A 23,008-nucleotide genomic window follows, 5' to 3' on the forward strand; every position below is an offset into this window, starting at 1 on the left:
ACGCGTCAGCCGGTGCCGTCGTGGGTAGGAAGTGTGCCCATGACGTCGTTCGGGTTTCACGCCTCGCATGAGCAGATCGGTCCACGCGCCCTGTTGGAGGCGGTGATCCACGCCGAGCGGGCCGGCTTCGACGCCGCCATGTGCTCCGACCACTTCTCCCCGTGGAGCGCCCGGCAGGGCGAGTCCGGCTTCGCCTGGTCCTGGCTGGGCTCGGCGTTGCAGGCCACCGGCATGCCGTTCGGCGTGGTCAACGCGCCCGGCCAGCGGTACCACCCGGCGATCATCGCGCAAGCGATCGGCACCCTCGGCGCGATGTACCCGGGCCGGTTCTGGGCGGCCCTGGGCACCGGCGAGGCCAGCAACGAGCACATCACCGGCGACCCGTGGCCGCGCAAGGACGTGCGCACCGCCCGGCTGCGCGAGTGCGTGGACGTGATCCGGGCCCTGCTGGCCGGCGAGGAGGTCAGCCACGACGGCCTGGTCCGGGTGGATCGGGCCCGGCTGTGGACCCGCCCCGAGCAGCCGCCCGCGCTGGTCGGCGCCGCCGTCAGCGTGGCCACCGCCCGCTGGTGCGCCGAATGGGCGGACGGGCTGATCACCGTGAACGCCCCGGTGGCGCACCTGCGCGAGATGATCGACGCGTACCGGGACGCGGGCGGACGTGGACCACTGCACCTGCAGGTGCACGTCTCCTGGGCACCGGAGCAGGCCCAGGCCGAGGCGCTCGCGTACGACCAGTGGCGCAGCAACGTCTTCGCCCCGCCGGTCTGCTGGGACCTGGAGACCGTCGAACACTTCGACGTGGTCTCCGCCGACGTGCCGGCGCGGCGGATCGCCGAGGTGGTGAACGTGTCGGCGGACCTGGGTCGGCACGTCGGCTGGCTGGAGGAGTACGCGCAGCTCGGCTTCGACCAGATCGCCCTGCACCACGTCGGGAAGGAACAGCGCGGCTTCATCGACGCCTTCGGCGCGGAGGTGCTGCCGAAGCTGCGCCCGGGCGGCTGATCGAACAGGCGTACCCCTAGGCTCGTACCCCATGGAAAGCCTGTTCCCGGTCGTCGTCTTCCTGGCGATCGCCACCCTGGGCGCCGCGTTGGCCCGCCGGCTCGGCCTGCTCGCGCCGATCGTGCTGGTCGTCCTCGGCCTGGCGCTCTCGTTCGTGCCAGGCTTCCCGCAGGTGGAACTCGACCCGGAGTTGGTGCTGGTCGGCATCCTGCCGCCGCTGCTCTACGTGGCCGCGCTGGAGACCTCGGTGCCGGCGTTCAAGAACAACATCCGGCCGATCCTGCTGCTCGCGGTCGGCCTGGTGTTGTTCACCGCGTTCGTGGTCGGGTTGGTGCTGCACCTGCTGTTGCCGCAACTGCCGTTCGCGATCTGCCTTGCCCTCGGCGCGGTGGTCGCCCCACCGGACGCGGTGGCCGCCACGGCCGTCGCCCGCCGGGTCGGGCTGCCCCGCCGGGTCGTCACCATCCTGGAGGGCGAAAGCCTGGTCAACGACGCGACAGCGCTCGTGCTGCTGCGGGTCGCGACGATGGCCACCGTCGGCTCAGCCGTCGGCGCCGACAAGATCGCCATCGAGGTGCTGCGGTCCACCGGCGGCGGCATCCTGATCGGGGCGCTCGGGGCGCTGGTGTTCGGCTTCCTGCATCGGCGGATCACCGACCCGCTGCTGGACAACGCCCTGTCGCTGATCATCCCGTTCGCTGTGGTGTTCGCCGCCGAACACCTGCACGCCTCCGGAGTGGTCGCCGTGGTCGTCACCGGCCTGGTGCTCGGGCACAAGCTGCCCCAGTTGCTGTCGGCGGCGTCCCGGTTGCAGATCGGGGCGTTCTGGCGGCTGTTCCGTTTCCTGCTGGAGGGTCTGGTCTTCCTGCTGGTCGGGCTGCAACTGCGGGAGGTGCTGCGCGACCTCGACGAGCCGATCGGCTCGCTCATCCTGATCACCTTCGCGGTGCTCGCCACCGTCTTCCTGACCCGGTTCGTCTGGCTCTTCCCGGCCACCTACCTGGCCCGGTTGGTCCCCCGGGTCCGCCGCCGTGACGACCGGCCGTCGCCGAAGTTCCCGATCATCATCGGCTGGGCCGGCATGCGCGGCGTGGTGACCCTGGCCGCCGCGCTGGCCCTGCCGCTGACCCTGGCCGGCGACGAGCCGTACCCCAGGGCGTTGTTGATCTGGCTGGCCTTCGCCGTGATCGTTTTCACCCTGGTCGGTCAGGGCGCCACCCTGCCGCTGATCGCCCGCCGGTTGAAGCTGCCGCAGGACGACCCGGTGCAGGACGCGCTCTCCGCGGCCGCGGTGCAGCAGCAGGCCGGCAAGGCCGCCCAGGACCGCCTCGACGAGTTGGCCGACAGCGCACCGGATGCGGTGGTGGACCGGCTGCGCCGAGCGGTGGAGGACCGCACCAACATGGCCTGGGAACGGCTCGGCGGCGACGAGCGGGAGACCCCGTCGCAGGCGTACGGTCGGCTGCGGCAGGAGATGATCGACGCCGAGCGGGATGTGTTCCGGGCGGCCCGGGACTCCGGTCGGATTCCTGAGGAAGTGTTGGTGCGGGCCTACCGTGACCTGGACCTGGAAGAGTCGTTGCTGCGAGAGGTTGAGAAGTGAGCTGTCAGCACCTGACCGAGGCCGGTGCCGCCGAGCCGCGTACCCCCGACGAGTGCGCGGACTGCGTCGCCATCGGCGACACCTACTGGGTGCACCTGCGCACCTGTCTGAGCTGCGGGCAGGTCGGCTGCTGTGACTCGTCGCCGAACCAGCACGCGAGCAAGCACTTCGCGTCCACCGGGCACCCGGTGATCCGTTCGGCGCAGCCGGGCGAGGCATGGCGCTGGTGCTTCGTCGACGAGGAGATCGGCTGATCGTCGGCCGACGTCGAGTCGGCGCGGCTCGGTTGGCGAGCCGAGTTCAGTTGCTTGCGGCGGCGACGAGTGGGCACTCGGACGGTGCGCAGGACGGTCGTCGCCGGGCCCGGTTCAGCGGCTGAGGCCGTCGACGAGACGTTCGGTGGCGAGGCAGGAGACGAGGCATCGTTCCTTTGCGTCGCCGCTCAGCCGGGCGGTCCAGTCGGTGAGGCCGCCGTCGCCGATCTCCAGGCCGCCGCCCAGGGCGGTGATCCGCAGGGCGCACCCCGTGTAGTAGCCGCGACCGCGAGACCGCTCCGGTTCGTCCACCAGCGGCACCACATCGCCGGCGAGCGCCGGTCGGACGGTGTCGGCCAGCCGCTCCCGGATGACCCTGTTGTCGAAGGTGGTGACGTGCAGCTGTGGCGCGGCGGCCGGTGCCAGTTCGGCCAGGACGGTCCGCCAGTAGGTGAGGTGTCGGACCAGCAGTCGGGCCTGCGTGCCGCCCGAGCCGGTGTCCCGGGCGCTGGACACCAGGGCGAAGAGCCGGAAGTGCGCCGACGCGCCGCTGCCGAAATCCTGCGCCCGCAGCACCCGGTGGGCGGCGGCCAGGTGCACCTCGCTCTGTCGGCGCCGACGTACGGCCGCCTCGATGGCGAGGGCGTTGGTGGGGTCGCTCAGCACCTCGCTGGCGCGCATCGTGGTGACGATCCTGTTCTGGCTGACCGGTGCGACCGCCGAGCAGGTGCCGACCGGTACGACCGGCGACAGTTCCACTCCGGCGACGTCGGCGGGCAACAGTTGCCACATCCGGGCCTCCACCCGCGCGAGCACGCGCGGGTCGGCACGGGCCGGGCGGACGAAGCGGTCCTGGCCCCAGCGGCGTACCACCTCGGGTGGGCGTACGATCGCCGCCCGGTCGCGGGCCACGCCCAACAGCAGAGTACGTAGGTCCGCGCCGGAGAGGCCGGCCAACGCGCTCCGCGTCCCGGCCGGCATCGCCGCCCACACCCGACGCTCCGCGCCCGGCAGTTCGTCGCCATCCATGGCGTCACCATGGCTCACTCGGCGCGACCGATCCATCGGTTTTGCGGCATGCCCGGTGATTCGTTCACGTCATCAGCTCGACAGCGTCAGCCGGAGGCACCCGCCCGCCCCGGGCGGTCGGCGCACCGCCGCCTGCCCTCGATCACTTGATGGTCAGTAGCGGAAATCTCGGCGATCCAGCTACCCAACATCAAGTGATCATGGAGGTCCGGTGGTCAGTTGAACCCCCGTCTATGCTTCACCGACGGTGCGAGCGTCAAACGGGGGACGGACATGATTGACACTGTCATCTTCGATGTTGGTGGGACCATTCTCGACGAGTCCCACGAGTTCGCTGCCTGGGCCGACTGGCTCGGCGTGCCCCGGCACACCTTCTCGGCGGTCTTCGGTGCGGTGATCGCCCGGGGTCTGGACTATCAGGAGACGTTCCGGGTCTTCCGGCCCGACTTCGATCTCAGCATCGAGCTGGCGCGTCGGGAGGCTGCCGGCCAGCCGGAGTCGTTCGCCGAGGAGGATCTCTACCCGGACGCGCGGGGGTGCCTGGAGTCCTTGAAGGACCAGGGCCTGTTCGTCGGCCTGGCCGGCAACCAGCCAGCTCATGCGGAGGCGACGCTGCGCGATCTCGACCTTCCGGTGGACGTGATCGGCACGTCGCACGGGTGGGGTGTGGCGAAGCCGTCACCGATGTTCTTCGAGCGGGTCGTCGCCGCCGGTGGTGGTGTCGCGTCGTCGATCCTGTACGTCGGCGACCGGCCCGACAACGATGTGCGCCCGGCCCTGGAGGCGGGCATGCAGACGTGCCTGATCCGACGCGGTCCGTGGGGGCACATCCTCGACCCTTCCACAGTGGCCGAGCGGTGCCTGTTCCGGATCGACTCGCTGGGCGAACTCCCGAGCCTGATGGCGAAGCACAACGCGGCCGGCGGTTGACCCGCCGGCCGCGCCATCGTGCCGTCCTGGTGACCGCCCCTCCCCGGGCGGGCACCAGGACGTCGGTCAGGTCAGCGAGCAGGCCGCTCCGTTGACAGTGACCAGGCCGGGGCTCGGGTTGGCGCCGCCGCCCGTCGTCGCGTTGAAGCCGAACGTCACAGTGCCGCCGGGTGCGATCTTGGCGTTGTACGACTCGTTGCGCGCGGTCACCGTCGCGCCGGACTGGGCGACCTTCGCCAGCCACGCCTCGCGTACCCGCTGGTCACCGGTGAACGCGAAGCGCACGCTCCAGCCGTTGATGGCCGCGGTGCCCGTGTTCTGGATGGTCAGCTGCCCGGTGAACCCGGTGCCGCCCTGCCAGGCGCCGTAGTTGGTGTAGCGCGCCGTGCAGGTGGTGGCCGGCACCGCGCCGGCGTCACCCTGGTCGGCCAGGAACGAGGAGATCCAGGTCAGCGCCGAGTTCCAGTTGATCGCCACCTCGTTTGTCGAGTACGAGTTGATGTCGTCGACGTAGCAGAACATCGGCTCGCAGCCGGCGAGGAGTTGTGCCACGAACGGGTCCTGGAGGGCCGCGTTCGGGCCACCGGCGAGGGAGCCGGCGGGCGGTCGGGGCAGGTTCGGGTCGAGCTGGTGGCCGAAGATCCGGCTGTGCTGGTTCTGCGCCGCGTGCTCTCCCCAGCCGGTGACGTAGGAGATGTTCAGGGCGTTGCGACCGAGGATGTAGTCCATGGCCTGTACGGCGCCGTCGCGGTAAACGGGGTTGCGGGTCAGGTCGAACGCGGTGGCCAGCACCACGGCGTTGTTGATGACGTTGCTGTTGCCGCCCCAGAAGTAGCTGTTGGCGTCACCGGGCATCGGCAGCCCGTACGCCTGCCGACGCAGCTCGGCGAGGTACGTGTCGGCGGCGGCGGTGACCGAGGCGCGGACCCGGGCCAGGTCGGCGGCGGGTAGCCCGTTCGGCACGGTGGCCAGGTCGAGGCGGCCCAGCGCGGCCACGCTCTGCCAGCCGAAGCCACGTGCGTCGAAGACGTTTCCGGTGTGGTGCGGTGAGGCGGTCAGGTCGGCCAGGTAGTTCTGCGCCCCGGTGGTCAGGTACAGCTCGGCCGCCGCCCAGTAGAACTCGTCGGTGACGTTGCTGTCGTCGTACGCGCCGCCGCCGGTGCCGTCGGTCGGGCTGGCGTACACCGCCGGGTGGGCCTTGGCCGCGGCGTAGGCGGTCTTCGCGGCAGTGCCGCAGCGGGTCGCGAACGCCGCGTCGTAGGGGGCGAAGAGCCGGGCGCACTGGGCGGCGGTCGCGGCCAGGTTGAGGGTGGCAGCGGTCGACGGCGGGTGCAGCTCGCGCGGCTGCGGGTCGTCCTGCGGCGAGAGCGGCAGCCCGGTCCAGTTCTGATCGTGGATCTTGTGGTGGACCATGCCGGCGAGCGGCTTGCCGGCGGGCACCTGCATGCGCAGCAGGAACTCCAGCTCCCAGCGCGCCTCGTCGAGGATGTCCGGCACCCCGTTGTCACGCTCGGGCACCCGCAGCGTGCCGTCGGCGAGTTCCGCGCCGCCGTTGGCGGTGGCCGCCGTCCTGGTCCGCTCGAAGGTGTTCAGCAGCTGGTAGGTGGCGATGCCGCCGTTGACCACGTACTTGCCGTGGTCGCCGGCGTCGTACCAACCGCCGCGCACGTCCAGCGAGTAGTCGCAGACACCCGGCTGGCAGGGCACGTTGGTGTCGCCCTGGTTGGGTGCGACGCCGAGGTGGCCGGCGGGTCGGGCGTACTCGTCGCCGATCAGGTCACCGTCGATGGCGATGCCGCTGCGCTGGGCGTAGAAGAACTGCAGCGAGTCGGAGCGCAGCTGGTCGTAGAGGGCGCCGGAGATGTCGAACGGGTGGCTGGTCTCGCCGTCCACGGTGAGCGTGAGCCCGGTGCCGGGGGTGCGGTAGCTGGAGAAGTCGACAGTCTGCACGTTCTGCCCGGAGGCGGCGTCGACACCGCGAGCGGTGGTGGTGCCACTGGCCACGACGGCGCCGGCGGCGCTGCGCAGCTGCCAGGGCAGCGCTTCGGTGGCCTCGGTGACGACAGTGGCGTTCTTCGGGCCGCCGGGAAGGTAGCCGACCTGGTTGACGCGCACCCGTGGCCCGGTGTCCGGCTCGTACGGCTCGGGCGGCTCGCCGCCGCGCAGCGAGACGTCGTCCAGGCAGATGGTCTGTGCCTGGGCGGAACCGCCGACCTGGAAGATCAGCTGGGCGCTGGGGTTGTCGTCCGGGACGGTGAAGGTCTGCTCGACCCGCTGGAGGGTGCCGGTCGCGGTGGCGTCCACTGCCGCGTACGTGGTGTACGGGGCGCTGCCGAGCTGCAACACGGCCTTCACCGCGGCGCCGGGGGTGGCGGAGACCGCGAAGCCGAGGGTGTATTCGGCGCCGGCGATCAGCGGCACGCCGTCCTGGCCGATGCCGGCGTCCCACGGATTGGCCAGCCCGCCCGCGACTGTGGTGCAGAGCTGGCCGTCGGTGACCGCCAGCGCGCCTGTGCCGAAGGAGAACCAGGGGCTCACCCCCGCGCTGAAGTCGCCGTTGTCGATCTGCTCGGGGGCGTCCGGTGGTGGGTCGGCGTGGGCCGCGCCGGCGCCCGCGCCGGTGAGGGCCAGAGTGGTCGCCGCAGCCAACAGGAGGCGGCGTCGGGATGGCGTCACGGGGAGTCCTTCCGGGACGGAAAGTGGGACGGTGGTGGTGGCACTGTGATGCGAAGGGAAGCTGGGAGCGCTCCCAGGTATCGGCTCGATGTTTCCAGTGCCGGTACGCCATGTCAATTGATCTGGTTGGATGGGTTTCAGCATCCGACGAGGGCGGTCAGCCCGAGCGGCGCTCTCCGACGCGCCGCCACCCGGACGTGAGATTGGCCGCGCCACGCGCCGTCGTCCTGATCTCCTAGAGACAACTGCGCCCTTCGCCTGGCAGGCTGCCTCCCATGACCCTGAAGCTGCGTTCCGTGGGAACGAGCGACCGTGGGCTGATCCGCAGCGGAAACCAGGACGCCCTGCACGCCGGCACCTGGCTCGTCGCCGTCGCCGACGGCATGGGCGGAATGGCCGCCGGCGACCTGGCCAGTGCCCTCACCATCGACGCGGTCGTCCCGCTGGACGTGGAGACACCCGAGGACGCCCTGGTGGCCGCGCTCGAGGGCGGCATCGCGCTGGCCACCTCCCGGATCCGGCAGGCGGTCGCCGAGGATCCCGAGCGCCAGGGCATGGGCACCACGCTGACCGCCCTGCTCTTCGCCCGTACCGGCAGCTGCCTGGCGCTCGCGCACGTCGGCGACTCCCGGGCCTACCTGTACCGCGAGGGCGTGCTCAAGCAGGTCACCAGGGACGACACGTTCGTCCAGATGCTGGTGGATCAGGGCGTGATCACCGCCGACCAGGCCAGCAGCCACCCGCGCCGGGCCGTGGTCACCCAGGCGTTGCAGGGTGACGAGGTCTCCCCGTCGTACGCGACGATGGTGCCCCGGGCCGGCGACCGGTGGCTGCTGTGCAGCGACGGCCTCTCCAACGTGGTCCGCCCGGACACCCTCACCGAGGTGCTCAGCGGCTATCCGGACCGGGACGCCTGCGCCGCCAAGCTGATCGACCTGGCCCTGCACGCCGGCGCGCCGGACAACGTCACAGTCGTGGTGGCCGACGTCGTCGAGGAGTAGGCCGGCGCTCAGCGCCGACGTGGGGTGGCGTGCCGGGTGGGTTTCGCCGTTCCCGGATCCTCCGGCCACGGGTGCCGCGGATAGCGCCCGCGCAGCTCGGAGCGGACCTGCGGATAGCCGGTACGCCAGAACGACGCCAGGTCGGCGGTGACCGCCACCGGCCGGCCGGCGGGGGAGAGCAGGTGCAGCAGCACCGGCACCCGACCGTCGGCGATGCGGGGGGCCGCCGGCCAGCCGAACGTCTCCTGGAGCTTCACGGCGAGCACCGGCGCGGCCGGGTCGCCGTAGTCCAGCCGGATCCGAGAACCACTCGGCACCTCGATCCGCTCCGGGGCCAGCTCGTCGAGGCGGGCGGCCTGCGCCCAGGGCAGCAGCCGACGCAGCGCCGACGACACGTCGACCCGCGCCAGGTCGGCGCGGCGTCGCGCGGCGGCCAGCTCCGGGCCCAACCACGTCGGCGCGGTGTCGAGCAACGAGTCGTCGCCGACCTCCGGCCACGGCTCGCCCAGGTGGTGCCGGAGGAACGCGAGCCGCTCGCGCAGCGCCCGAGCCGCCGGCGTCCAGGGCAACAGGCCCAGCCCGTCCTGGCGCAGGCCGCTCAGCAACGCGGCGGCCACCTCCGCCCGGTCCGGCCGGTCCAGCCGCCGCTGGACCAACTCGATCGCGCCCAGCCGGGTCACCTCCCGGGCCACCACGTCCCCGTCGGACCAGCCGACCTCGCGGCCGGTGCGCAGTAACGGACCGGCCGCCTCCCGGGCCGTCGCCTCGTCCACCGGGGAGGCCCGGCGGATGCGGGCCGACGGCGCGCCGGGGGTGCGGTCCGCGACCGCCACCGCCAGCCAGTCGGACCCGGTCAGCCCCGAGCCGGCCGCCAGCTCCGCGGCGGTGCCGCCGGTCATCAGGTACGCCGAACCGCCCGGCCGCCGCACCCGGGCCAGCCGTTCCGGGTACGCCAGACCGACGAGCAGCCCGGCGGCGAGATCGTCGCTCAGTCCACCCGAGCCGGTGCGGCCGGTGGCGTCGGCGTGGCCCTTCGGCGGGGCGCCGGCGGGCAGCGCGGCCCGCAGCCGGCGTACCTCGGTGCGCCAGCGGGCTGTCGCGCCCGCGTCCACGCCGGTGCGCAGCCGACGCCAACCGGCGACCAGATCGTCACCGGGGCCGGCCGCGCTCTCCTCGGCGAGCAGGGCGACCACCTCGGCGGCCCGGTCGGCGCCGACCCGGCCGGCGCCGTCGAGCAGCGCACGGGCCAGCCGTGGGTGCGCCCCGGCGGCGGCGATCGACCGCCCCCGCGCCGTGATCCGACCGTCGGCGTCGACAGCGCCCAGGGTCTCCAGGGTGTCCCGGGCCACCGTCATCTCGGCGGCCGGCGGCGCGTCGGGCAACGCGAGCCCGACGCCGTCCGGTCGGCCCCAGGCGGCCAGCTCCAACGCGAAGCCGGTCAGGTCGGCGGTGGCGATCTCCGGCTCGGCACGGGCGGGAAGCCGCTCGTGGGTCGCCGCCGACCAGCAGCGGTAGACGTACCCGGGGGCCTCCCGGCCGGCCCGGCCGGCCCGTTGGGTGGCGGCGGCGCGGGAGACCGGCACGGTGACCAGCGCGCCCAGCCCGCGGGCCAGGTCGATCCGGGGCACCCGGGACAGCCCGGCGTCCACCACGATCCGCACACCCGGGACGGTCAGACTGGTCTCGGCCAGCGCGGTCGCCAGCACCACCCGCCGTCGGTCCGCGCGACGCAGCGCGGCGTCCTGCTCGGCGCCGCGTTGACGGCCGTGCAGCGGCAGCAGCGCGACCGCGTCCCGCAGGTCGGCCAGCCGGCCGGTGACCGCCGCGATCTCGCCGGCCCCGGGCAGGAAGACGAGCACGTCGCCGTCGTGCTCGCGCAGCGCCCGGCGGACGGTGGCGGCCACGTGGTCGAGCAGGGCCCGGTCCACCGGCCCGGCCCCGGGCGGGGCGATCCGGCGCGCCGGTGGCGCCCAGATCCGCTCCACCGGGTGCAACGCCGAGTCGGCCCGTACCACAGGCGCTGGGGTGGGCCCGCCCAGCAGCGCGGCGAACCGGTCGGTGTCCGGGGTCGCCGACATCGCCAGTAGCCACAGGTCCGGCCGGAGGGTGGCGCGCGCCTCCACTGTGAAGGCGAGCGCGAGGTCGGCGTCGAGTTGGCGTTCGTGGCACTCGTCGAGCAGCACGGCACCCGTGCCGGGCAGCTCCGGGTCGTGGTGCAGCCGGCGGACCAGCAGACCGGTGGTGACCACCTCGATCCGGGTGGCCGGGCCGACCCGGCGCTCGCCGCGTACCGCGTAGCCGACCCGCTCACCGACCCGCTCGCCGAGCAGCTCGGCCATGCGCCGGGCGGCGGCACGGGCCGCCACCCGGCGGGGTTGGGCGATCACCACCCGACCGGACACCCGGTCGGCCACGGCCAGCGGCGCGAGGGTGGTCTTGCCGGTGCCCGGCGGGGCCACCAGCACACCGGCGCCGGCCGCGTCGAGTGCCGCGACCAGCGCCGGCAGCACCGGACGGACCGGCAGGTCAAGTGTTACGTCGGAGAGCACGGCCCAGTCTCGCACCGGGACGGGTGCGTCAGGAGCGACGGACCTCGGCGACGCCGAGCACGAAGGCCCGCCAGGCCGTCGCACCGAAGGCGAGCACCGGGCCGGAGCGGTCCTTGCTGTCCCGGACGGCGACCTGACCGTCGACTGTCGCGACCTCCACGCAGTTGCCGTTGCCGCTGCTGCGCGTGCTGGTGCGCCAGTCCGCTCGGGTCAGGTCGTACGCCGTCATCCGCGGTACCTCTCGTCTGCGTCGGCGTGCCGCAGAAGCGGTCACGCAAAGTTACGAGAAGCATGCTCAAGACGGGTCAACGACGCCGTCGGATCGAGCGCCATCCGGCACAGCTCCTCGTGCAGAAGGCTATACCCGAGCACATGATCGGCTCCCTCCAGAGCCAGCCCCATCGTGAGGTTATCCAGGTAAACCACTGACGCGTCGGCGGCATCGGCGAAGTTGAGGATCACGTACGGGGTGCTCATCGCGGGATGCCCGCCAGCGGTGAAGGGCAGTACCTGGATTGTCACGTTGGGTAGCTGCGCGATCCGGCTCATGTGGACCAGTTGTTCGGCCATCACCGCGGCGCCGCCGACCGGGCGCAGGAGCACCGCCTCGTTGAGGATCACCGACAGATCGACCGGGTCCTCGCGGCGCAGCACCTCCTGCCGGCGCAGTCGGGCGGCGATCTTTCGCTCCAGACCGTCCTCGCCGGCGGTGCGCCGGAATATCTCCCGGGCGTACGCCTCGGTCTGCAGCAGTCCGGGCACCGACTCGGCCTCGTACGTGCGCAGCGCCGCGGCCTCGGCCTCCAGCCCGACGTAGAACTCGAACCACTCGGGGAGCACGTCGCTGTAGTTCTGCCACCAGCCGCGCTGCTGTGCCCCCCGGGCGATCTCGATCAGCGCCTCGGCGTCCGAACCGGTCACCTGGTACAGCGCGAGAGCGGCCCGGACGTCGCGCGGTTTGATGCCGATCTGCGCGGTCTCGATCCGGGAGAGGTTGCTCTTCGACATGTCGAGCTGACGGGCGGCCACATCGAGGGTCATGCCCGCGCGTTCCCGAAGCTGGCGGAGTTCCCGGGCGATGCGGCGTCGCCGCACGGTCGGGCTGGGGGCGGGTCGGATGGTGGGAGTGGCGGTCACCGTCCGAGTCTGCCACGACAAGATCCGCAGGTCGCAGATGTACGGAGTGCAACTTTCAAATCTGGGAGTTGCGTTGCAGTAGCTGTCGGTGCATCCTTTCCCGGTCGCGATCACTGTGGACACACCTGTGCGGGAGGACCGTTGCTCATCGCCGACGAGTTCTTCCTGATCGCACACAACGACAGTCGCGGCAAGGCCAAACTGCACCCGGCGGCGACCGGGCTCGGGCTGGCCGGCGGGCTCCTCGGCGAGCTGATCCTTTATGGACATGTCACAGTCGCGGCCGGGCAGATCACCGTCATCGACCGGCGTCCGCCGGCCGACGCCCTGGCGCACACGGTGCTGGACCAGTTGGTCGGTGAGTCCCAGCACCGGGAGCTGCGCACCTGGCTGAGCTTCCTGGCCCAGAGCGCCACGACCTCGGTGGGGGAGCGGTTGGCCCGCGCCGGGGTGCTGCGCCGCCAGGAGAGCCGCCGGCTGTTGCGTACCTCGGTCAGCTACCTGCCGATCGACCTCAACGCGGTGGCCTGGCCGGCCACCCGGCTACGGGCCCTGCTGGACCGGCCGGACCCGCCGGGCGTGCCGGACGCCCTGCTGCTCGGCCTGGTCGTGGCCGCGGGGCTGACCCGCGAGGTGCTGTGGAGCGCCGGCCCCCGCGCGCACCACCGGCTGAACGTCCTCATCCCCGCGCTGCCGGCGCCACTCAAGGAACTCGTCGGGCACACCGAGGCCGCCGTCGGCGCCGCCGTGCTGCGCGGCATTCCCTGATCCCCCCCCCCGGTAACCCCCAACCCTCCCCTCGACAATCGGAGTAGTCGTATGCCCCCGACATCGACAGTCGACCGACCCAGCAACGTCTCCGAAGCCCTGGCCCGGGGCCGTCTCGGCATCCCCTCGGTGATCTTCTTCGTCCTCTCCGCCGCCGCGCCGCTGACCGTGGTGGCCGGCGTCGTCACCACCGGCTACGGCGTCATCGGCGTGACCGGCATCCCGCTGGCCTTCCTGCTGATCGCCGCGGTGCTCGCGCTCTTCTCGGTGGGTTACGTGGCGATGTCCCGCCGGGTGGAGAACGCCGGCGCCTTCTACGCCTACGTCTCCCGTGGCCTGGGCCGACCGGCCGGCGTGGGCGCCGCCTGGGTCGCGCTGATCGCGTACAACGCGTTGCAGGTCGGGCTGTACGGCACCATCGGCGTGGCGGCCGAGCCGGTGCTCGACCGGCTCTTCGGCGGGCACCCGCACTGGGCCGTCGTGGCCCTGGTGGCGTGGGCGTTGGTCGGCCTGCTCGGCCTCCTCCGGGTCGACCTCAACGGCATGGTCCTGGCCGCGCTGCTGGTCGCCGAGATCGTGGTGGTCCTCGTCTTCGACCTGGGACAGCTCGGCAACCCGGCCGACGGTGGGGTCAGCTTCGCCTCGTTCTCCCCGGACAACCTCTTCGTGCCGGGCGTCGGCGCGGTGCTGGTGCTCGCCGTCCTCGGCTTCGTCGGCTTCGAGTCGGCGGTGGTCTTCAGCGAGGAGAGCAAGGACCCGAAGCGGACGGTGCCGCTGGCCACCTACCTCTCGGTGGCGATCATCGCCGGGCTGTACGCGCTGTCGTCGTGGACCATGACCGTCGCGGTCGGGCAGGACCAGATCGTCGCCGAGGCCGGCGAGCAGAGCGTAGGGCTCATCTTCAACCTGGCCGCCGCGCACCTCGGCGACACCGCGGTCACCATCGGGCAGGTGCTCTTCCTGACCTCGGTGCTCGCCGCGATGATCTCGTTCCACAACACCACGGCCCGCTACACCTTCGCGCTCGGTCGGGAGCGGGTGCTGCCGGCGGTGTTCGGGCAGACCTCGGCCCGTACCGGTGCGCCGCGGGCCGCCTCGGTGGCGCAGAGCGTCCTCGGACTGCTCGTCATCCTGCTGTACGCGATCAACGGCTGGGATCCGGTGGTGCAGCTCTTCTTCTGGGTCGGCACCACCGGTGGCTTCGGTGTCCTGCTGCTGATCGCCACCACCTCGGTGGCGGTGATCGCCTACTTCGCCCGCTCCGCCGGGGGCGAGAACCTCTGGCGACGGGCCATCGCGCCCGGCCTGGCCACCATCGCGCTCTTCGTGATCATCTGGTTGGCCGTGTCGAACTTCGCCAACCTGCTCGGCGTCGCGCCGGACTCGACGCTGCGCTGGGCGCTGCCCGCCGCGTACCCGGTAGCCGCCCTGCTGGGCGTCGGCTGGGCCCTGCTGCTGCGCAGCAACCGCCCGGACACGTACGCCCGGATCGGCCTCGGGGCGGCGAGCGCCGCGGCCGCCGTCAAGCCGGAGGCCCCGGCCGCCGTGGAGGTGACCCGATGAGCGTGGTCATCGAGCAACTCGGGCCGGAGGAGACCACCCTCGTGGCGGGTCGCATCGCCGAGGCGTTCACCGTCCTGGAGGTGACGAACTGGTTGGTCCCCGACCCGAGTAAGCGGGAGGCGGTACTGGCCGGCGACTTCGAGATCCTGGTCGGGCACGCGATGCGGCACGGCATCGTCCACTCGACCGCGGACCGGGCCTCGGTCGCGGTCTGGTTGCCGTCGGTCGGTGAGCCGGCGCCGCCGCCGACGGACTACGACGCCCGACTGGCCGCCGCCTGCGGCGAGTGGACCGACCGGTTCCAGCACCTCGACGAGCTGTTCGCGGCGAACCACCCGCATCCGGATCACCACCACCTCGCGTTCCTGGCGACCCGGCCCGGCCGGCAGGGGCAGGGCTTGGGGAGCGCGCTGATGCGCCACCACCACGCCTGGCTGGACGCCAACGGGATGCCGGCGTACCTGGAGGCGAGCAGCCCACGCAGTCGGGATCTGTACGCGAAGCACGGCTACCTGGCCGGCGAGCCGTTCCGGGTGCCCGACGGGACGCCGTTCTGGCCGATGTGGCGGGAGCCGGTCAGCTCCTGACCCGACCTCACCGCCGCGCTCAGCTGTCGCACTGTCACGCCCACGTGACAATGCGGGCACGCAGGAGGGCCGGGTCCATGGACCCGGCCCTCCTGTCGTCAACCGGTCAGTACGTGCCGTCGAGCTGGCCACGCAGCTTGGTCAGTGCCCGGGTCAGCAGTCGCGAGACGTGCATCTGCGAGACGCCGATCTGGTCGGCGATCTGCGACTGGGTCAGGTTGCCGTAGAAGCGCAGCGTGAGGATCTTCTGCTCGCGCTCGTCGAGGGTGGCCAGCGCCGGGCCGAGGGCGACCCGCAGCTCAGCCAGCTCGAACTCGCTGTCCTCGCCGCCGAGCATGTCGCCCAGCTCGGTGGCGCGCTCGCCGTCGCCGGTCGGGGTGGACAGCGACACCGCGTTGTACGCGCGGGCGCCTTCCAGGCCCTCCAGCACCTCTTCCTCGGTGAGCTTGAGGTGCGCGGCGATGTCGGCGACCGTCGGCGAGCGGCCGAGGGTCTGCAGGAGCGAGCTGTTGGCGTCGGAGATGGCCAGCCGCAGCTCCTGGAGCCGGCGGGGCACCCGGATGTCCCAGGTGCGGTCCCGGAAGTGCCGCTTGAGCTCACCGATGATGGTGGGGATCGCGTAACCGGCGAAGTCGACACCGCGCTCGGGGTCGAACTTGTCGATGGCCTTGATCAGGCCGATCGCGGCGGTCTGCGCCAGGTCGTCGTTCGGCTCGCCGCGCCCGCTGTAGCGGTGGGCCAGGTGGTTGGCGAGCGGCAGCCAGGCCTCGATCGCCCGGTCCCGCAGAGCGGCGCGCGACGGGTGGTTGGCGGGCAGCGCGGCCATCGCGTTGAGCAGGTTGGCGGCGCTGTCGGTGAGAGCGCGCGGGTCGAGCTTGGTGGTGGCCTTGGCGGCGACGCTCGGCTGCTCGGTGATCGTTGGCGCGGTCATGGGTGGTCCTCCCTGCACCTCGTCCGCTGACAAGAAAGACGTGACGCTTTGGTTTAGCTTCCAATAGGCCGTTCGGGAGTCACCTTAACCTGATCGTCTCCCAGAAATCTAGCCGAAAGGTTGATGTACTTAAGGTGTGTTGAGCAATAAAAGGGGCAAATGGCGCGGAAGTCGGGATGGTTGTGAGGATCCTTACCCGTTGTTCCCGCTGCGATCCGGTACCCGGTCGGCTGGCCGGTCCGGCCGATCGGCCCACGGGTCGCGCCGACTGGTCAACATGAAATCCGACAAGTCGCCAGGAGTGTCGACTATCCGTCCTTGTCCCGCTGGTGGGACCGGCCGTAGCGTCGCGTGTACACACCCGGTTCGGAGGCACCGTGCTCGATCCAGCCGCTCCCCAGCTTGTCGTGAACAGTCGCACCCTCTACTTCAGCTGGCTGCCGGCGGACCCCGACGCGGTCGCCGCGCTGGTCCCGCCGGGGCTCTGCCCCCGCCCCGACCGGCAGGTCTTCCTCAACCAGTACATCGTCGACGACGAGACGCAGACCTCCGGCTTCGGCGCGTACTCGCTGACCTACCTCGGCGTCTCGCTGCTGGGCGTCGACGCGCCGGGCGGCCTCAACGCCGGTGGCTGGTGGACCCACTACGTGGCCTCCAGCCGGCGGGTCCGTGAGTACGCCCTCGCTCGCGGCGCCCCGGTGCTCGCCGGGCGCACCCGGATCGACGTGAACGGCGAGGACCTGCTCTCCGAGACGGAGATCGACGGCACGCCGTTGGTCCGGGCCCGGTGTCGGGTGGGGGAGACCGGTCACGTGATCAGCAGCGGGCACCACCGCTACTTCACCCGGCGCGACGGCCAGTTGCTCAGCTCGGCCTACCCGTTCATCGCCGAGCCGGTCGCCCCGTTCGAGATCGAGTCGGTGGAGTTCCTCCAGCCCGGCCATCCGATGTACGCGCTGCGCCCGGCCAACCCGCTGACCATCGGCTTCGGCTACTACTCACCGCGCTCGTCGTTCGCCTACCCCGGCGGGCTGAACGTGCACGCGGTCGCCGCACCGGAGCCGGCCCGACCGCATCACCAGGTGCCGGCCAGCCTCGCCCGCAGCGGCCTGCCGTCCGGGTCGTAGACCAGCCGGTACATCGGCAGCGCCCAGGCCCGGGTGTACCACGGCAGCCGCTCGGGGCGGTGCGGGCGCAGCCGCCCGGGCGGCCGTTCTCCCACCTGGCCGTCGTCGTACCACTGCTGTAGCGCGTCGGCGGCGGCCGTGACGGCCGCGACGGCGTCCGCCGGGTCCAACAGGTCGGCGTCGTCAGCGCCGTCCGGGTCGCGGTCCAGGTGCTCGCGCCACAGCCGCAGGCGCAGGTCCCGGGCGAAGCTCCGCGCGCCGTCGCCCCGCCCGGCGGGGTCGGTGGGCTCCCGCTGGTCCGGGGTGTCGTCGAGCACCGCGCAGGACAACTCGCTGTCGTGCGTCCAGGACCGCCGGTTGAAGTTGTCGCTGCCCACGCTGGCCCAGACGTCGTCGACCACGCAGACCTTCGCGTGCACGTAGACCGGCTCGCCGGCGTGGTTCTCCACGTCGAACACGTGCACCCGGTCCGGTGCGGCCCGCTCACACAGTGACAGCGCCTGCTCGCGCCCGACCATGTTCGGCGGCAACGCCAGCTTGCCGTCCACGTCCGGGTGGCGGGGGACGACGGCGATCAGGTGCAGGTCCGGGTTGTCCCGCAGCGCGTGCGCGAACAGGTCCGCGACCTCGGCCGACCAGAGGTACTGATCCTCCAGGTAGATCAGCCGGCGGGCCCGGCGTACCGCCTTGGTGTAGCCCCGGGCCACGGTCCGCTCCCCGTCCGGTGCGAACGAGTAGCGGGGACGGACGGCGGGGTAGGTGCGCAGCACCTGGATCTGGTGCGGACCGCAGGGCGGCGGGTCGGCCGGCTGCTCGGGCAGCGGGTCGGGGCGCAAATCCGAGCCGCGCAGCCGGTCCCGCAGGTAGGCCAGCGGGTTCTCCGAGTCCAGCGGCATCGGGTCGGTCCAGCGTTCCCGGAACAGGGTGTCCAACGCGCCGACCACCGGACCGCGCACCGCGAGCTGCACGTCGTGCCAGGGCGGATTGGGTCCGTACCGGGGGGACATCTGCACCGGTTGCGGATCGCCGTGGTGCGCGGCGTCGTCGCGGCGGCTGTGGCACAGGTCGATCCCGCCGGCGAAGGCGACGTCCCGCTCGGGCGCGCCCTGGTGCCGCAGCACCACGAGCTTCTGGTGGTGCGAGCCGCCGCGCCGGACCCGCTGGTCCAGCAGCACCTCGCCACCGGCGGCCGAGATCGTCTCGCTGAGGTCGCGGTTCTCGGCCTCGCTGTACGCCAGGACGTCGAGGTGCGAGCGCCAGATCAACCCCTTCACCACCACACCGCGCTGCGCGGCCTGGGCGAAGAGTTGGGCCACTGTCGGACCGTCCGGGCGCAGTCGCTGGTCCGGGTCACCCCGCCAGTCGGTGAAGAACAGGTGGTCGCCGGAGCCCAGGGCCTCGACCTCGTGGACCAGTCGGTCGAAGTACGCGGCACCGTGAATCAACGGTTCGGCGAGGTTTCCCGTGGTCCACACGGGTAAGCCAGAGACCGGGTTGGCGCGTTCCTCAGCGGTGAGGAACCAGTCCTGCAACGGCACCGTCCAGCCCCCCTGGAGGTCGGCAACGTCCTCACGGTAGGACCCCCGACGCGGGTCCGCACGCCAGGACCCCAGACCGGTGACCTGGCCAACGCCATCGGAAGCGACGCGACAACAGCCGAGGAGGCCACACCATGCCCCGCGACACGACGAATCCCGTGACCGAGAACCGCGAGCCGGCGGTGGAGAGCGAACGGGGTGCGCTGGTAGCGGTGTTGCTGATGGTGATTCTGGGCGTTGCCGGGATCTTTGCGGTCTCCTGAGGCGGCGCCGACGCCCCCGGGGTGAACCGGAGGCGTCGGCGCCGAACTCAGCGGTCGAGCGTGGTCAGGGCCGGGTGCCCTGGCCGCCGGTGTGCGGGAGCCGCTCGGTGGGGATCACGCCGAGGCGACCGGCCTGGAAGTCCTCGAACGCCTTGAGCAGCTCGTCCCGGGTGTTCATCACGAACGGGCCGTACTGTGCCACCGGCTCCCGGATCGGCTGACCGCCCATGATGTAGAGGTCCAGTGCGGGGGTGTTGCTGTCCTGCGAGGTGGCGGCGCTGAACCGCAGCGCGTCACCCGGGCCGTGCACCGCGAGCTGGCCGGTACGCACCGGCCGCCGGTCGGTGCCGACCGTGCCGCGACCGCCCAGCACGTACACCAGGGCGTTGAAGTCGGGCCGCCAGGGCAGGTCGACCTGCGCGCCCGGCTGCACCGTGACGTGCGTGATGGTGATCGGGGTGAAGGTCGAACCCGGGCCGCGGTGCCCGGCGACCTCGCCGGCGATGACCCGGATCAGCGCGCCGCCGTCGGGCGTGGTGAGCAGCGCCGACTCCCGACCCCGGATGTCCTGGTAGCGGGGCGGGTTCATCTTGGCCGAGCGGGGCAGGTTGACCCACAGTTGGGTGCCGTGGAAGAGCCCGCCGCTCATCACCAGGTGCTCCGGCGGCGCCTCGATGTGCAGCAGGCCGCTGCCCGCCGTCATCCACTGGGTGTCGCCGTCGGTGATGGTGCCGCCACCACCGTTGGAGTCCTGGTGGTCGAAGACGCCGTCGATGATGTACGTGACGGTCTCGAAGCCGCGGTGCGGGTGCCACGGCGTGCCCTTGGGCTCGCCCGGCGCGTAGTCGACCTCGCCCATCTGGTCGAGGTGGATGAACGGGTCCAGGTCGGTGGTCGACACCCCGGCGAAGGCGCGACGGACCGGGAAGCCCTCACCCTCGAAGCCGCTGGGCGCCGTGGTCACGGTGCGGACCGGGCGGATCGTGGTGGCCTCGTCGAGCTGGGGCAGGCGGGGCAGGACGAGAACGTTGTCGACGGTGATCGCGGGCATGTCGAGGCTCCTAGCGTGAGGCGGGGGTGGTCGAGCTGACCCGCGATGCCCGCAGGCGCTCGCCGAGCCGGTCGAAGACCCGGGTGAGGCAGGCGACCTCGGCATCGTCGAGGTCGTCCATGAGATGGGTACGCACCGACGCCAGGTGGTGGGGTGCGGCTTCCCGCAGGGCGAGCAGCCCGGCGGCGGTGAGCACCGCCTCGCTGCCACGCCGGTCGTCCGGGCAGGGCTCTTTGCTGACCAGGCCACGACGCTGCATGGAGGAGACCTGGTAGGTGAGGCGGCTGGGCGAGAAGATCAACCGGCTGGCCAGCTCGCCCATCCGTAGCCGCTGCCCGGGTGCCTCGGAGAGCAGGACCAGCACGTGGTAGTCGGCGAAGCTGAGGTCGCTGTCGACCCGCAGATCCTCTTCCAACTGGGTGTAGAGACGCTGGCTGGCCTCGATGTAGGCGCGCCAGGCGGCCTCTCGGGTGCTGTCCAGGCTCTCGGTCATGCCACGACGGTAGCATTCTTTCAAAATTTAAGTAACGTCGTTGAGCGTTGCCTGGGTCACTTCCTCACGCTCTGGCCGCCGGATCGTGCAGCTTTGAAGGAAAGCCGCGTTAATCCGGCGGCGCGGAGGCCGGGGGTTGTGCCAGACTCCGGCCTCGTGGAACACGTGGAACTCGCCGCCGCCGACCTGTTGCTGCGCCCCTGGCGGGACGAGGACGCCCCGGCGGTGCGCGACGCGCTCCGGGACCCGGCGATCGCCCAGTGGAACCCGCAGGGTGGCCGCCCGATCGACGACGAGGTCGCGCTGCTCTGGGTGCGTCGCCGGGCCGACTGGTCCACCGGTGGCCACGCCTCGATGGCGGTCACCGCGGCGGCCGACGGCGAACTGCTCGGCTCGGTGTCGCTGCACCGCATCCACGACGGCGACGCGTCCATCGGCTACTGGACGGTGCCCGCGGCACGGGGGCGTCAGGTGGCGGTCCGCGCCGTCGTCCGGCTCACCGACTGGGCGTTCGCGGATCTCGGGCTGCACCGGGTGGAGCTGTGTCACGCGGTGGCCAACCCGGCGTCCTGCCGGGTCGCCGACCGCGCCGGCTACCCGGCCGAGGGCACCCTGCGCGAGTCGTACCGGTACGGCGACGGTCGCCGCTACGACGAGCACCTGCACGCCCGCCTGGCCACCGACCGCTAGGCGGAGGCGGACCGGGGCCCGAACGCGCTCCGGCCCCGGCCGCGCAGGCCGTCTCGAACCGTCACTCGGTGACCTTGCGGAGGAATGTCGCGAGGGCGGTCCTGACGCGGTCGATCCGCTCCGGCAGGGGCAACGGCTCGGGCGCGGGAGGCCCGGCGTGCTTCTTCCCCCGCAGGTACAGCGAGCAGGCCAGGTCGGAGCACAGGTACGTGCCCACCGAGTCGCCCTGGCGTCCGCTCGGACCGGCCTTGGGGGCGGTCATCAGCGAGACGCCACCGCCGAGGTGGGTGGTCAGGCAGAACGAGCACATGCTGTGCCGCACACGCCCCGTCTGGTGCGCCGCGGCCCGCAGCACCACCCCGGCCAGCTCGCCGTCGGTCTCGGCGACCAGGTAGGCCCGCTGCGGCGCGGAGGGATCCCGCCAGCCGAGAAAGTCGAGGTCGTCCCACTGACGCACTTCAAGATCGTTCGGTACGGTCAGCCGCTTCGCCTCGCCCTTGCTGCAATTGACGAAGGACGCGCGGATGACGGATTCGGTTAGGGCCAACATAGGTAGTAGCCTAGCCCTCTTAGGCAAGCGATTATTACGGCTAGGTTTGGAGTGTGCTGCATGGCACGTGCCGGGGTGACCGTCGAGCGCCTGACGCTGGCCGCAGCCGAGCTGGCCGACGAGGTGGGCGTCGAGAACGTCACTGTTGCCGCGCTCGCGCGCCAGTTCGGGGTGAAGGACGCCAGCCTGTACTTCCACCTGAGGAACGCGCACGAACTGCGGGTCAGGATCGCCCTGCTGGCACTGGCGGAGCTGGCCGACCGGGTCGCCGCCGCGCTCGCCGGCCGGGCCGGCAAGGACGCGCTGGTGGCGTTCGCCAACGCCTACCGCGACTACGCGCGAGAGCACCCGGGCCGCTACGCGGCCATGCAGATCGACCTCGACCCGGAGACCGCCGCCGCGAGCGCGGGCGTCCGGCACGCCGAGATGACCCGGGCGATCCTGCGCGGCTACCGGCTCTCCGAGCCCGACCAGACCGACGCGGTGCGGATGATGCACAGCACGTTCCACGGGTTCGTGAGCCTGGAGAAGACCGGCGGCTTCCGGCACACCCCGCGCCCCACCGACGACTCCTGGTCGCGCACCCTGGACGCCCTCGACGCCGTCCTGACCAACTGGCCGTCGCGCTGAGCTGCCGCAGAGCCACGGCATAGGCTCGGTGACGTGGATGATCTGGAGTTGGCCGACTGGCGGGAGCGGGTGGCCCGGCTGTACCTGTCCGAGGTCGACCTGGCCGGCTTCCGCGCCGGCCGCGACGAACTCTTCGCCACCCACCCGCAGAGCCCGATCCCCGTGGCGGAGCGGCCCGACTTCGCCGGGGTGCGCTACTTCCCACCCAACCCGGAGGCCGTGGTCGAGGCGCCTCTGCGCTCGGCCAGCGGCGAGCTGCGCATCGACACCGGTGGCCCGGACGGGGTGGTCGCTTACCGGCGAATCGCGGTGGCCGAGACGCCGTGGGGGCCGCTGACCCTGTGGTGGATCGAGGCGTACGGGGGCGGGCTGTTCGTTCCGCTGCGCGACGGCACCTGCGGGCGGGAGAGCTACGGCGGAGGCCGGTACCTCACCGACACGGTGAAGGGCACCTTCGGCCGGGGCGTCGAGCTGCTGCCCGGCGACCGGGTCCGGCTGGACGCCAACTACCTCTACAACCCGAGCTGTGCCTACGACGACCGCTGGGCCTGCCCGCTGGCGCCACCGGAGAACCGGGTCGACGTGCCGCTGCGGGCCGGCGAGCTGGCGTATCACGACTGAACGACGACGCGG

At 72.0% G+C, this 23,008-nt stretch carries 23 protein-coding genes; 13 read left to right on the forward strand and 10 right to left on the reverse strand.

What is annotated here, in order from left to right; genetic code table 11:
- Nucleotides 1-39 precede the first annotated feature (39 nt).
- From KBX08_RS05120 to KBX08_RS05130, 3 genes are read left to right on the forward strand one after another with little or no spacing between them, the layout of a single operon-like run.
- Nucleotides 40-1,005 (forward strand): TIGR03885 family FMN-dependent LLM class oxidoreductase, encoded by a 966-nt coding sequence (locus KBX08_RS05120; protein ID WP_210781375.1) that lies wholly within the window; start codon nucleotides 40-42, stop codon nucleotides 1,003-1,005.
- A gap of 31 nt (nucleotides 1,006-1,036) precedes the next feature.
- Complete coding sequence (locus KBX08_RS05125) at nucleotides 1,037-2,608, forward strand: Na+/H+ antiporter (protein ID WP_210781376.1); 1,572 nt, start codon at nucleotides 1,037-1,039, stop codon at nucleotides 2,606-2,608.
- Complete coding sequence (locus KBX08_RS05130; protein ID WP_091401591.1) at nucleotides 2,605-2,862, forward strand: UBP-type zinc finger domain-containing protein; 258 nt, start codon at nucleotides 2,605-2,607, stop codon at nucleotides 2,860-2,862. Before KBX08_RS05125 ends, KBX08_RS05130 begins: the two co-directional genes overlap by 4 nt.
- A 114-nt stretch (nucleotides 2,863-2,976) precedes the next feature.
- Here KBX08_RS05130 and KBX08_RS05135 read toward each other — a convergent pair whose 3' ends face one another.
- Nucleotides 2,977-3,891 (reverse strand): hypothetical protein, encoded by a 915-nt coding sequence (locus KBX08_RS05135; RefSeq protein ID WP_210781377.1) that lies wholly within the window; start codon nucleotides 3,889-3,891, stop codon nucleotides 2,977-2,979.
- A gap of 273 nt (nucleotides 3,892-4,164) precedes the next feature.
- On the opposite strand from KBX08_RS05135, the gene KBX08_RS05140 reads away from it, so the two are divergent.
- Complete coding sequence (locus KBX08_RS05140; protein WP_210781378.1) at nucleotides 4,165-4,821, forward strand: HAD family hydrolase; 657 nt, start codon at nucleotides 4,165-4,167, stop codon at nucleotides 4,819-4,821.
- Nucleotides 4,822-4,887: 66 nt separating this feature from the next.
- On the opposite strand, the gene KBX08_RS05145 is transcribed toward KBX08_RS05140, so the two are convergent.
- Complete coding sequence (locus KBX08_RS05145) at nucleotides 4,888-7,497, reverse strand: glycoside hydrolase family 9 protein (RefSeq protein WP_210781379.1); 2,610 nt, start codon at nucleotides 7,495-7,497, stop codon at nucleotides 4,888-4,890.
- 275 nt (nucleotides 7,498-7,772) lie between these two features.
- Here KBX08_RS05145 and KBX08_RS05150 point away from each other — a divergent pair, with 275 nt between their 5' ends.
- Nucleotides 7,773-8,498, forward strand: coding sequence for a PP2C family serine/threonine-protein phosphatase (locus tag KBX08_RS05150; RefSeq protein ID WP_210781380.1), 726 nt, complete (start codon nucleotides 7,773-7,775; stop codon nucleotides 8,496-8,498).
- An 8-nt stretch (nucleotides 8,499-8,506) separates the two neighbouring features.
- Here KBX08_RS05150 and hrpB read toward each other — a convergent pair whose 3' ends face one another.
- From hrpB to KBX08_RS05165, 3 genes are read right to left on the reverse strand one after another with little or no spacing between them, the layout of a single operon-like run.
- Entirely contained in the window at nucleotides 8,507-11,047 is a 2,541-nt protein-coding gene (gene hrpB, locus KBX08_RS05155) for an ATP-dependent helicase HrpB (protein ID WP_210781381.1), read from the reverse strand.
- Nucleotides 11,048-11,075: 28 nt separating this feature from the next.
- Nucleotides 11,076-11,276: a DUF397 domain-containing protein gene (locus KBX08_RS05160; RefSeq protein WP_210781382.1), complete on the reverse strand. Its 201-nt coding sequence runs from the start codon at nucleotides 11,274-11,276 to the stop codon at nucleotides 11,076-11,078.
- Between the two features lie 41 nt (nucleotides 11,277-11,317).
- Nucleotides 11,318-12,142 carry a helix-turn-helix transcriptional regulator gene (locus KBX08_RS05165; protein ID WP_307850448.1) on the reverse strand — a complete coding sequence of 275 codons (825 nt, stop codon included), beginning with the start codon at nucleotides 12,140-12,142 and terminating at the stop codon, nucleotides 11,318-11,320.
- Between the two features lie 183 nt (nucleotides 12,143-12,325).
- On the opposite strand from KBX08_RS05165, the gene KBX08_RS05170 reads away from it, so the two are divergent.
- From KBX08_RS05170 to KBX08_RS05180, 3 genes are read left to right on the forward strand one after another with little or no spacing between them, the layout of a single operon-like run.
- Nucleotides 12,326-12,952 (forward strand): GPP34 family phosphoprotein, encoded by a 627-nt coding sequence (locus KBX08_RS05170; protein WP_210781383.1) that lies wholly within the window; start codon nucleotides 12,326-12,328, stop codon nucleotides 12,950-12,952.
- Between the two features lie 51 nt (nucleotides 12,953-13,003).
- The gene (locus KBX08_RS05175) at nucleotides 13,004-14,515 is read left to right on the forward strand and encodes an APC family permease (RefSeq protein WP_210781384.1); all 1,512 of its coding nucleotides are present in this window, start codon (nucleotides 13,004-13,006) and stop codon (nucleotides 14,513-14,515) included.
- Entirely contained in the window at nucleotides 14,512-15,102 is a 591-nt protein-coding gene (locus KBX08_RS05180) for an N-acetyltransferase (protein ID WP_210781385.1), read from the forward strand. The genes KBX08_RS05175 and KBX08_RS05180 overlap by 4 nt, the downstream gene beginning before the upstream one ends.
- 106 nt (nucleotides 15,103-15,208) lie before the next feature.
- Here the strand turns inward: KBX08_RS05180 and KBX08_RS05185 are convergent, their stop codons facing one another.
- Nucleotides 15,209-16,033: a SigB/SigF/SigG family RNA polymerase sigma factor gene (locus KBX08_RS05185; protein ID WP_210781386.1), complete on the reverse strand. Its 825-nt coding sequence runs from the start codon at nucleotides 16,031-16,033 to the stop codon at nucleotides 15,209-15,211.
- Nucleotides 16,034-16,410: 377 nt separating this feature from the next.
- Between KBX08_RS05185 and KBX08_RS05190 the strand changes: the two genes are divergently transcribed.
- The gene (locus KBX08_RS05190) at nucleotides 16,411-17,160 is read left to right on the forward strand and encodes a hypothetical protein (protein WP_210781387.1); all 750 of its coding nucleotides are present in this window, start codon (nucleotides 16,411-16,413) and stop codon (nucleotides 17,158-17,160) included.
- On the opposite strand, the gene KBX08_RS05195 is transcribed toward KBX08_RS05190, so the two are convergent.
- The gene (locus tag KBX08_RS05195) at nucleotides 17,109-18,698 is read right to left on the reverse strand and encodes a phospholipase D-like domain-containing protein (RefSeq protein ID WP_210781388.1); all 1,590 of its coding nucleotides are present in this window, start codon (nucleotides 18,696-18,698) and stop codon (nucleotides 17,109-17,111) included. The genes KBX08_RS05190 and KBX08_RS05195 overlap by 52 nt on opposite strands.
- Before the next feature lie 134 nt (nucleotides 18,699-18,832).
- On the opposite strand from KBX08_RS05195, the gene KBX08_RS34350 reads away from it, so the two are divergent.
- Nucleotides 18,833-18,961, forward strand: coding sequence for a hypothetical protein (locus KBX08_RS34350; protein WP_255750115.1), 129 nt, complete (start codon nucleotides 18,833-18,835; stop codon nucleotides 18,959-18,961).
- A 64-nt stretch (nucleotides 18,962-19,025) separates the two neighbouring features.
- On the opposite strand, the gene KBX08_RS05200 is transcribed toward KBX08_RS34350, so the two are convergent.
- Nucleotides 19,026-20,012: a pirin family protein gene (locus tag KBX08_RS05200; RefSeq protein ID WP_210781389.1), complete on the reverse strand. Its 987-nt coding sequence runs from the start codon at nucleotides 20,010-20,012 to the stop codon at nucleotides 19,026-19,028.
- A 10-nt stretch (nucleotides 20,013-20,022) separates the two neighbouring features.
- Nucleotides 20,023-20,505: a MarR family winged helix-turn-helix transcriptional regulator gene (locus tag KBX08_RS05205; protein ID WP_112583452.1), complete on the reverse strand. Its 483-nt coding sequence runs from the start codon at nucleotides 20,503-20,505 to the stop codon at nucleotides 20,023-20,025.
- A gap of 156 nt (nucleotides 20,506-20,661) precedes the next feature.
- Between KBX08_RS05205 and KBX08_RS05210 the strand changes: the two genes are divergently transcribed.
- Nucleotides 20,662-21,195 (forward strand): GNAT family N-acetyltransferase, encoded by a 534-nt coding sequence (locus KBX08_RS05210; RefSeq protein ID WP_210781390.1) that lies wholly within the window; start codon nucleotides 20,662-20,664, stop codon nucleotides 21,193-21,195.
- Nucleotides 21,196-21,256: 61 nt separating this feature from the next.
- On the opposite strand, the gene KBX08_RS05215 is transcribed toward KBX08_RS05210, so the two are convergent.
- Nucleotides 21,257-21,745: an FBP domain-containing protein gene (locus KBX08_RS05215; protein ID WP_210781391.1), complete on the reverse strand. Its 489-nt coding sequence runs from the start codon at nucleotides 21,743-21,745 to the stop codon at nucleotides 21,257-21,259.
- A 60-nt stretch (nucleotides 21,746-21,805) separates the two neighbouring features.
- Here KBX08_RS05215 and KBX08_RS05220 point away from each other — a divergent pair, with 60 nt between their 5' ends.
- Together KBX08_RS05220 and KBX08_RS05225 are read left to right on the forward strand one after the other, a co-directional pair.
- Nucleotides 21,806-22,375: a TetR/AcrR family transcriptional regulator gene (locus KBX08_RS05220; RefSeq protein ID WP_112678031.1), complete on the forward strand. Its 570-nt coding sequence runs from the start codon at nucleotides 21,806-21,808 to the stop codon at nucleotides 22,373-22,375.
- A gap of 33 nt (nucleotides 22,376-22,408) precedes the next feature.
- Entirely contained in the window at nucleotides 22,409-22,996 is a 588-nt protein-coding gene (locus tag KBX08_RS05225; RefSeq protein ID WP_210781392.1) for a DUF1684 domain-containing protein, read from the forward strand.
- Nucleotides 22,997-23,008: the final 12 nt, after the last annotated feature.

Origin of the sequence: Micromonospora sp. H61, assembly GCF_018070325.1 — a bacterium.
GTDB lineage: Bacteria > Actinomycetota > Actinomycetes > Mycobacteriales > Micromonosporaceae > Micromonospora > Micromonospora salmantinae.

Bases quoted from the DNA above. Each gene is read 5' to 3' on its own strand.
- KBX08_RS05135 (WP_210781377.1), bottom strand. From the start codon at position 3,891: ATGGATGGCGACGAACTGCCGGGCGCGGAGCGTCGGGTGTGGGCGGCG.
- KBX08_RS05185 (WP_210781386.1), bottom strand. From the start codon at position 16,033: ATGACCGCGCCAACGATCACCGAGCAGCCGAGCGTCGCCGCCAAGGCC.
- KBX08_RS05175 (WP_210781384.1), top strand. From the start codon at position 13,004: ATGCCCCCGACATCGACAGTCGACCGACCCAGCAACGTCTCCGAAGCC.
- KBX08_RS05200 (WP_210781389.1), bottom strand. From the start codon at position 20,012: ATGCCCGCGATCACCGTCGACAACGTTCTCGTCCTGCCCCGCCTGCCC.
- KBX08_RS05125 (WP_210781376.1), top strand. From the start codon at position 1,037: ATGGAAAGCCTGTTCCCGGTCGTCGTCTTCCTGGCGATCGCCACCCTG.
- KBX08_RS34350 (WP_255750115.1), top strand. From the start codon at position 18,833: ATGCCCCGCGACACGACGAATCCCGTGACCGAGAACCGCGAGCCGGCG.
- KBX08_RS05140 (WP_210781378.1), top strand. From the start codon at position 4,165: ATGATTGACACTGTCATCTTCGATGTTGGTGGGACCATTCTCGACGAG.
- KBX08_RS05150 (WP_210781380.1), top strand. From the start codon at position 7,773: ATGACCCTGAAGCTGCGTTCCGTGGGAACGAGCGACCGTGGGCTGATC.
- KBX08_RS05120 (WP_210781375.1), top strand. From the start codon at position 40: ATGACGTCGTTCGGGTTTCACGCCTCGCATGAGCAGATCGGTCCACGC.
- KBX08_RS05220 (WP_112678031.1), top strand. From the start codon at position 21,806: ATGGCACGTGCCGGGGTGACCGTCGAGCGCCTGACGCTGGCCGCAGCC.
- KBX08_RS05205 (WP_112583452.1), bottom strand. From the start codon at position 20,505: ATGACCGAGAGCCTGGACAGCACCCGAGAGGCCGCCTGGCGCGCCTAC.
- KBX08_RS05180 (WP_210781385.1), top strand. From the start codon at position 14,512: ATGAGCGTGGTCATCGAGCAACTCGGGCCGGAGGAGACCACCCTCGTG.
- KBX08_RS05160 (WP_210781382.1), bottom strand. From the start codon at position 11,276: ATGACGGCGTACGACCTGACCCGAGCGGACTGGCGCACCAGCACGCGC.
- KBX08_RS05215 (WP_210781391.1), bottom strand. From the start codon at position 21,745: ATGTTGGCCCTAACCGAATCCGTCATCCGCGCGTCCTTCGTCAATTGC.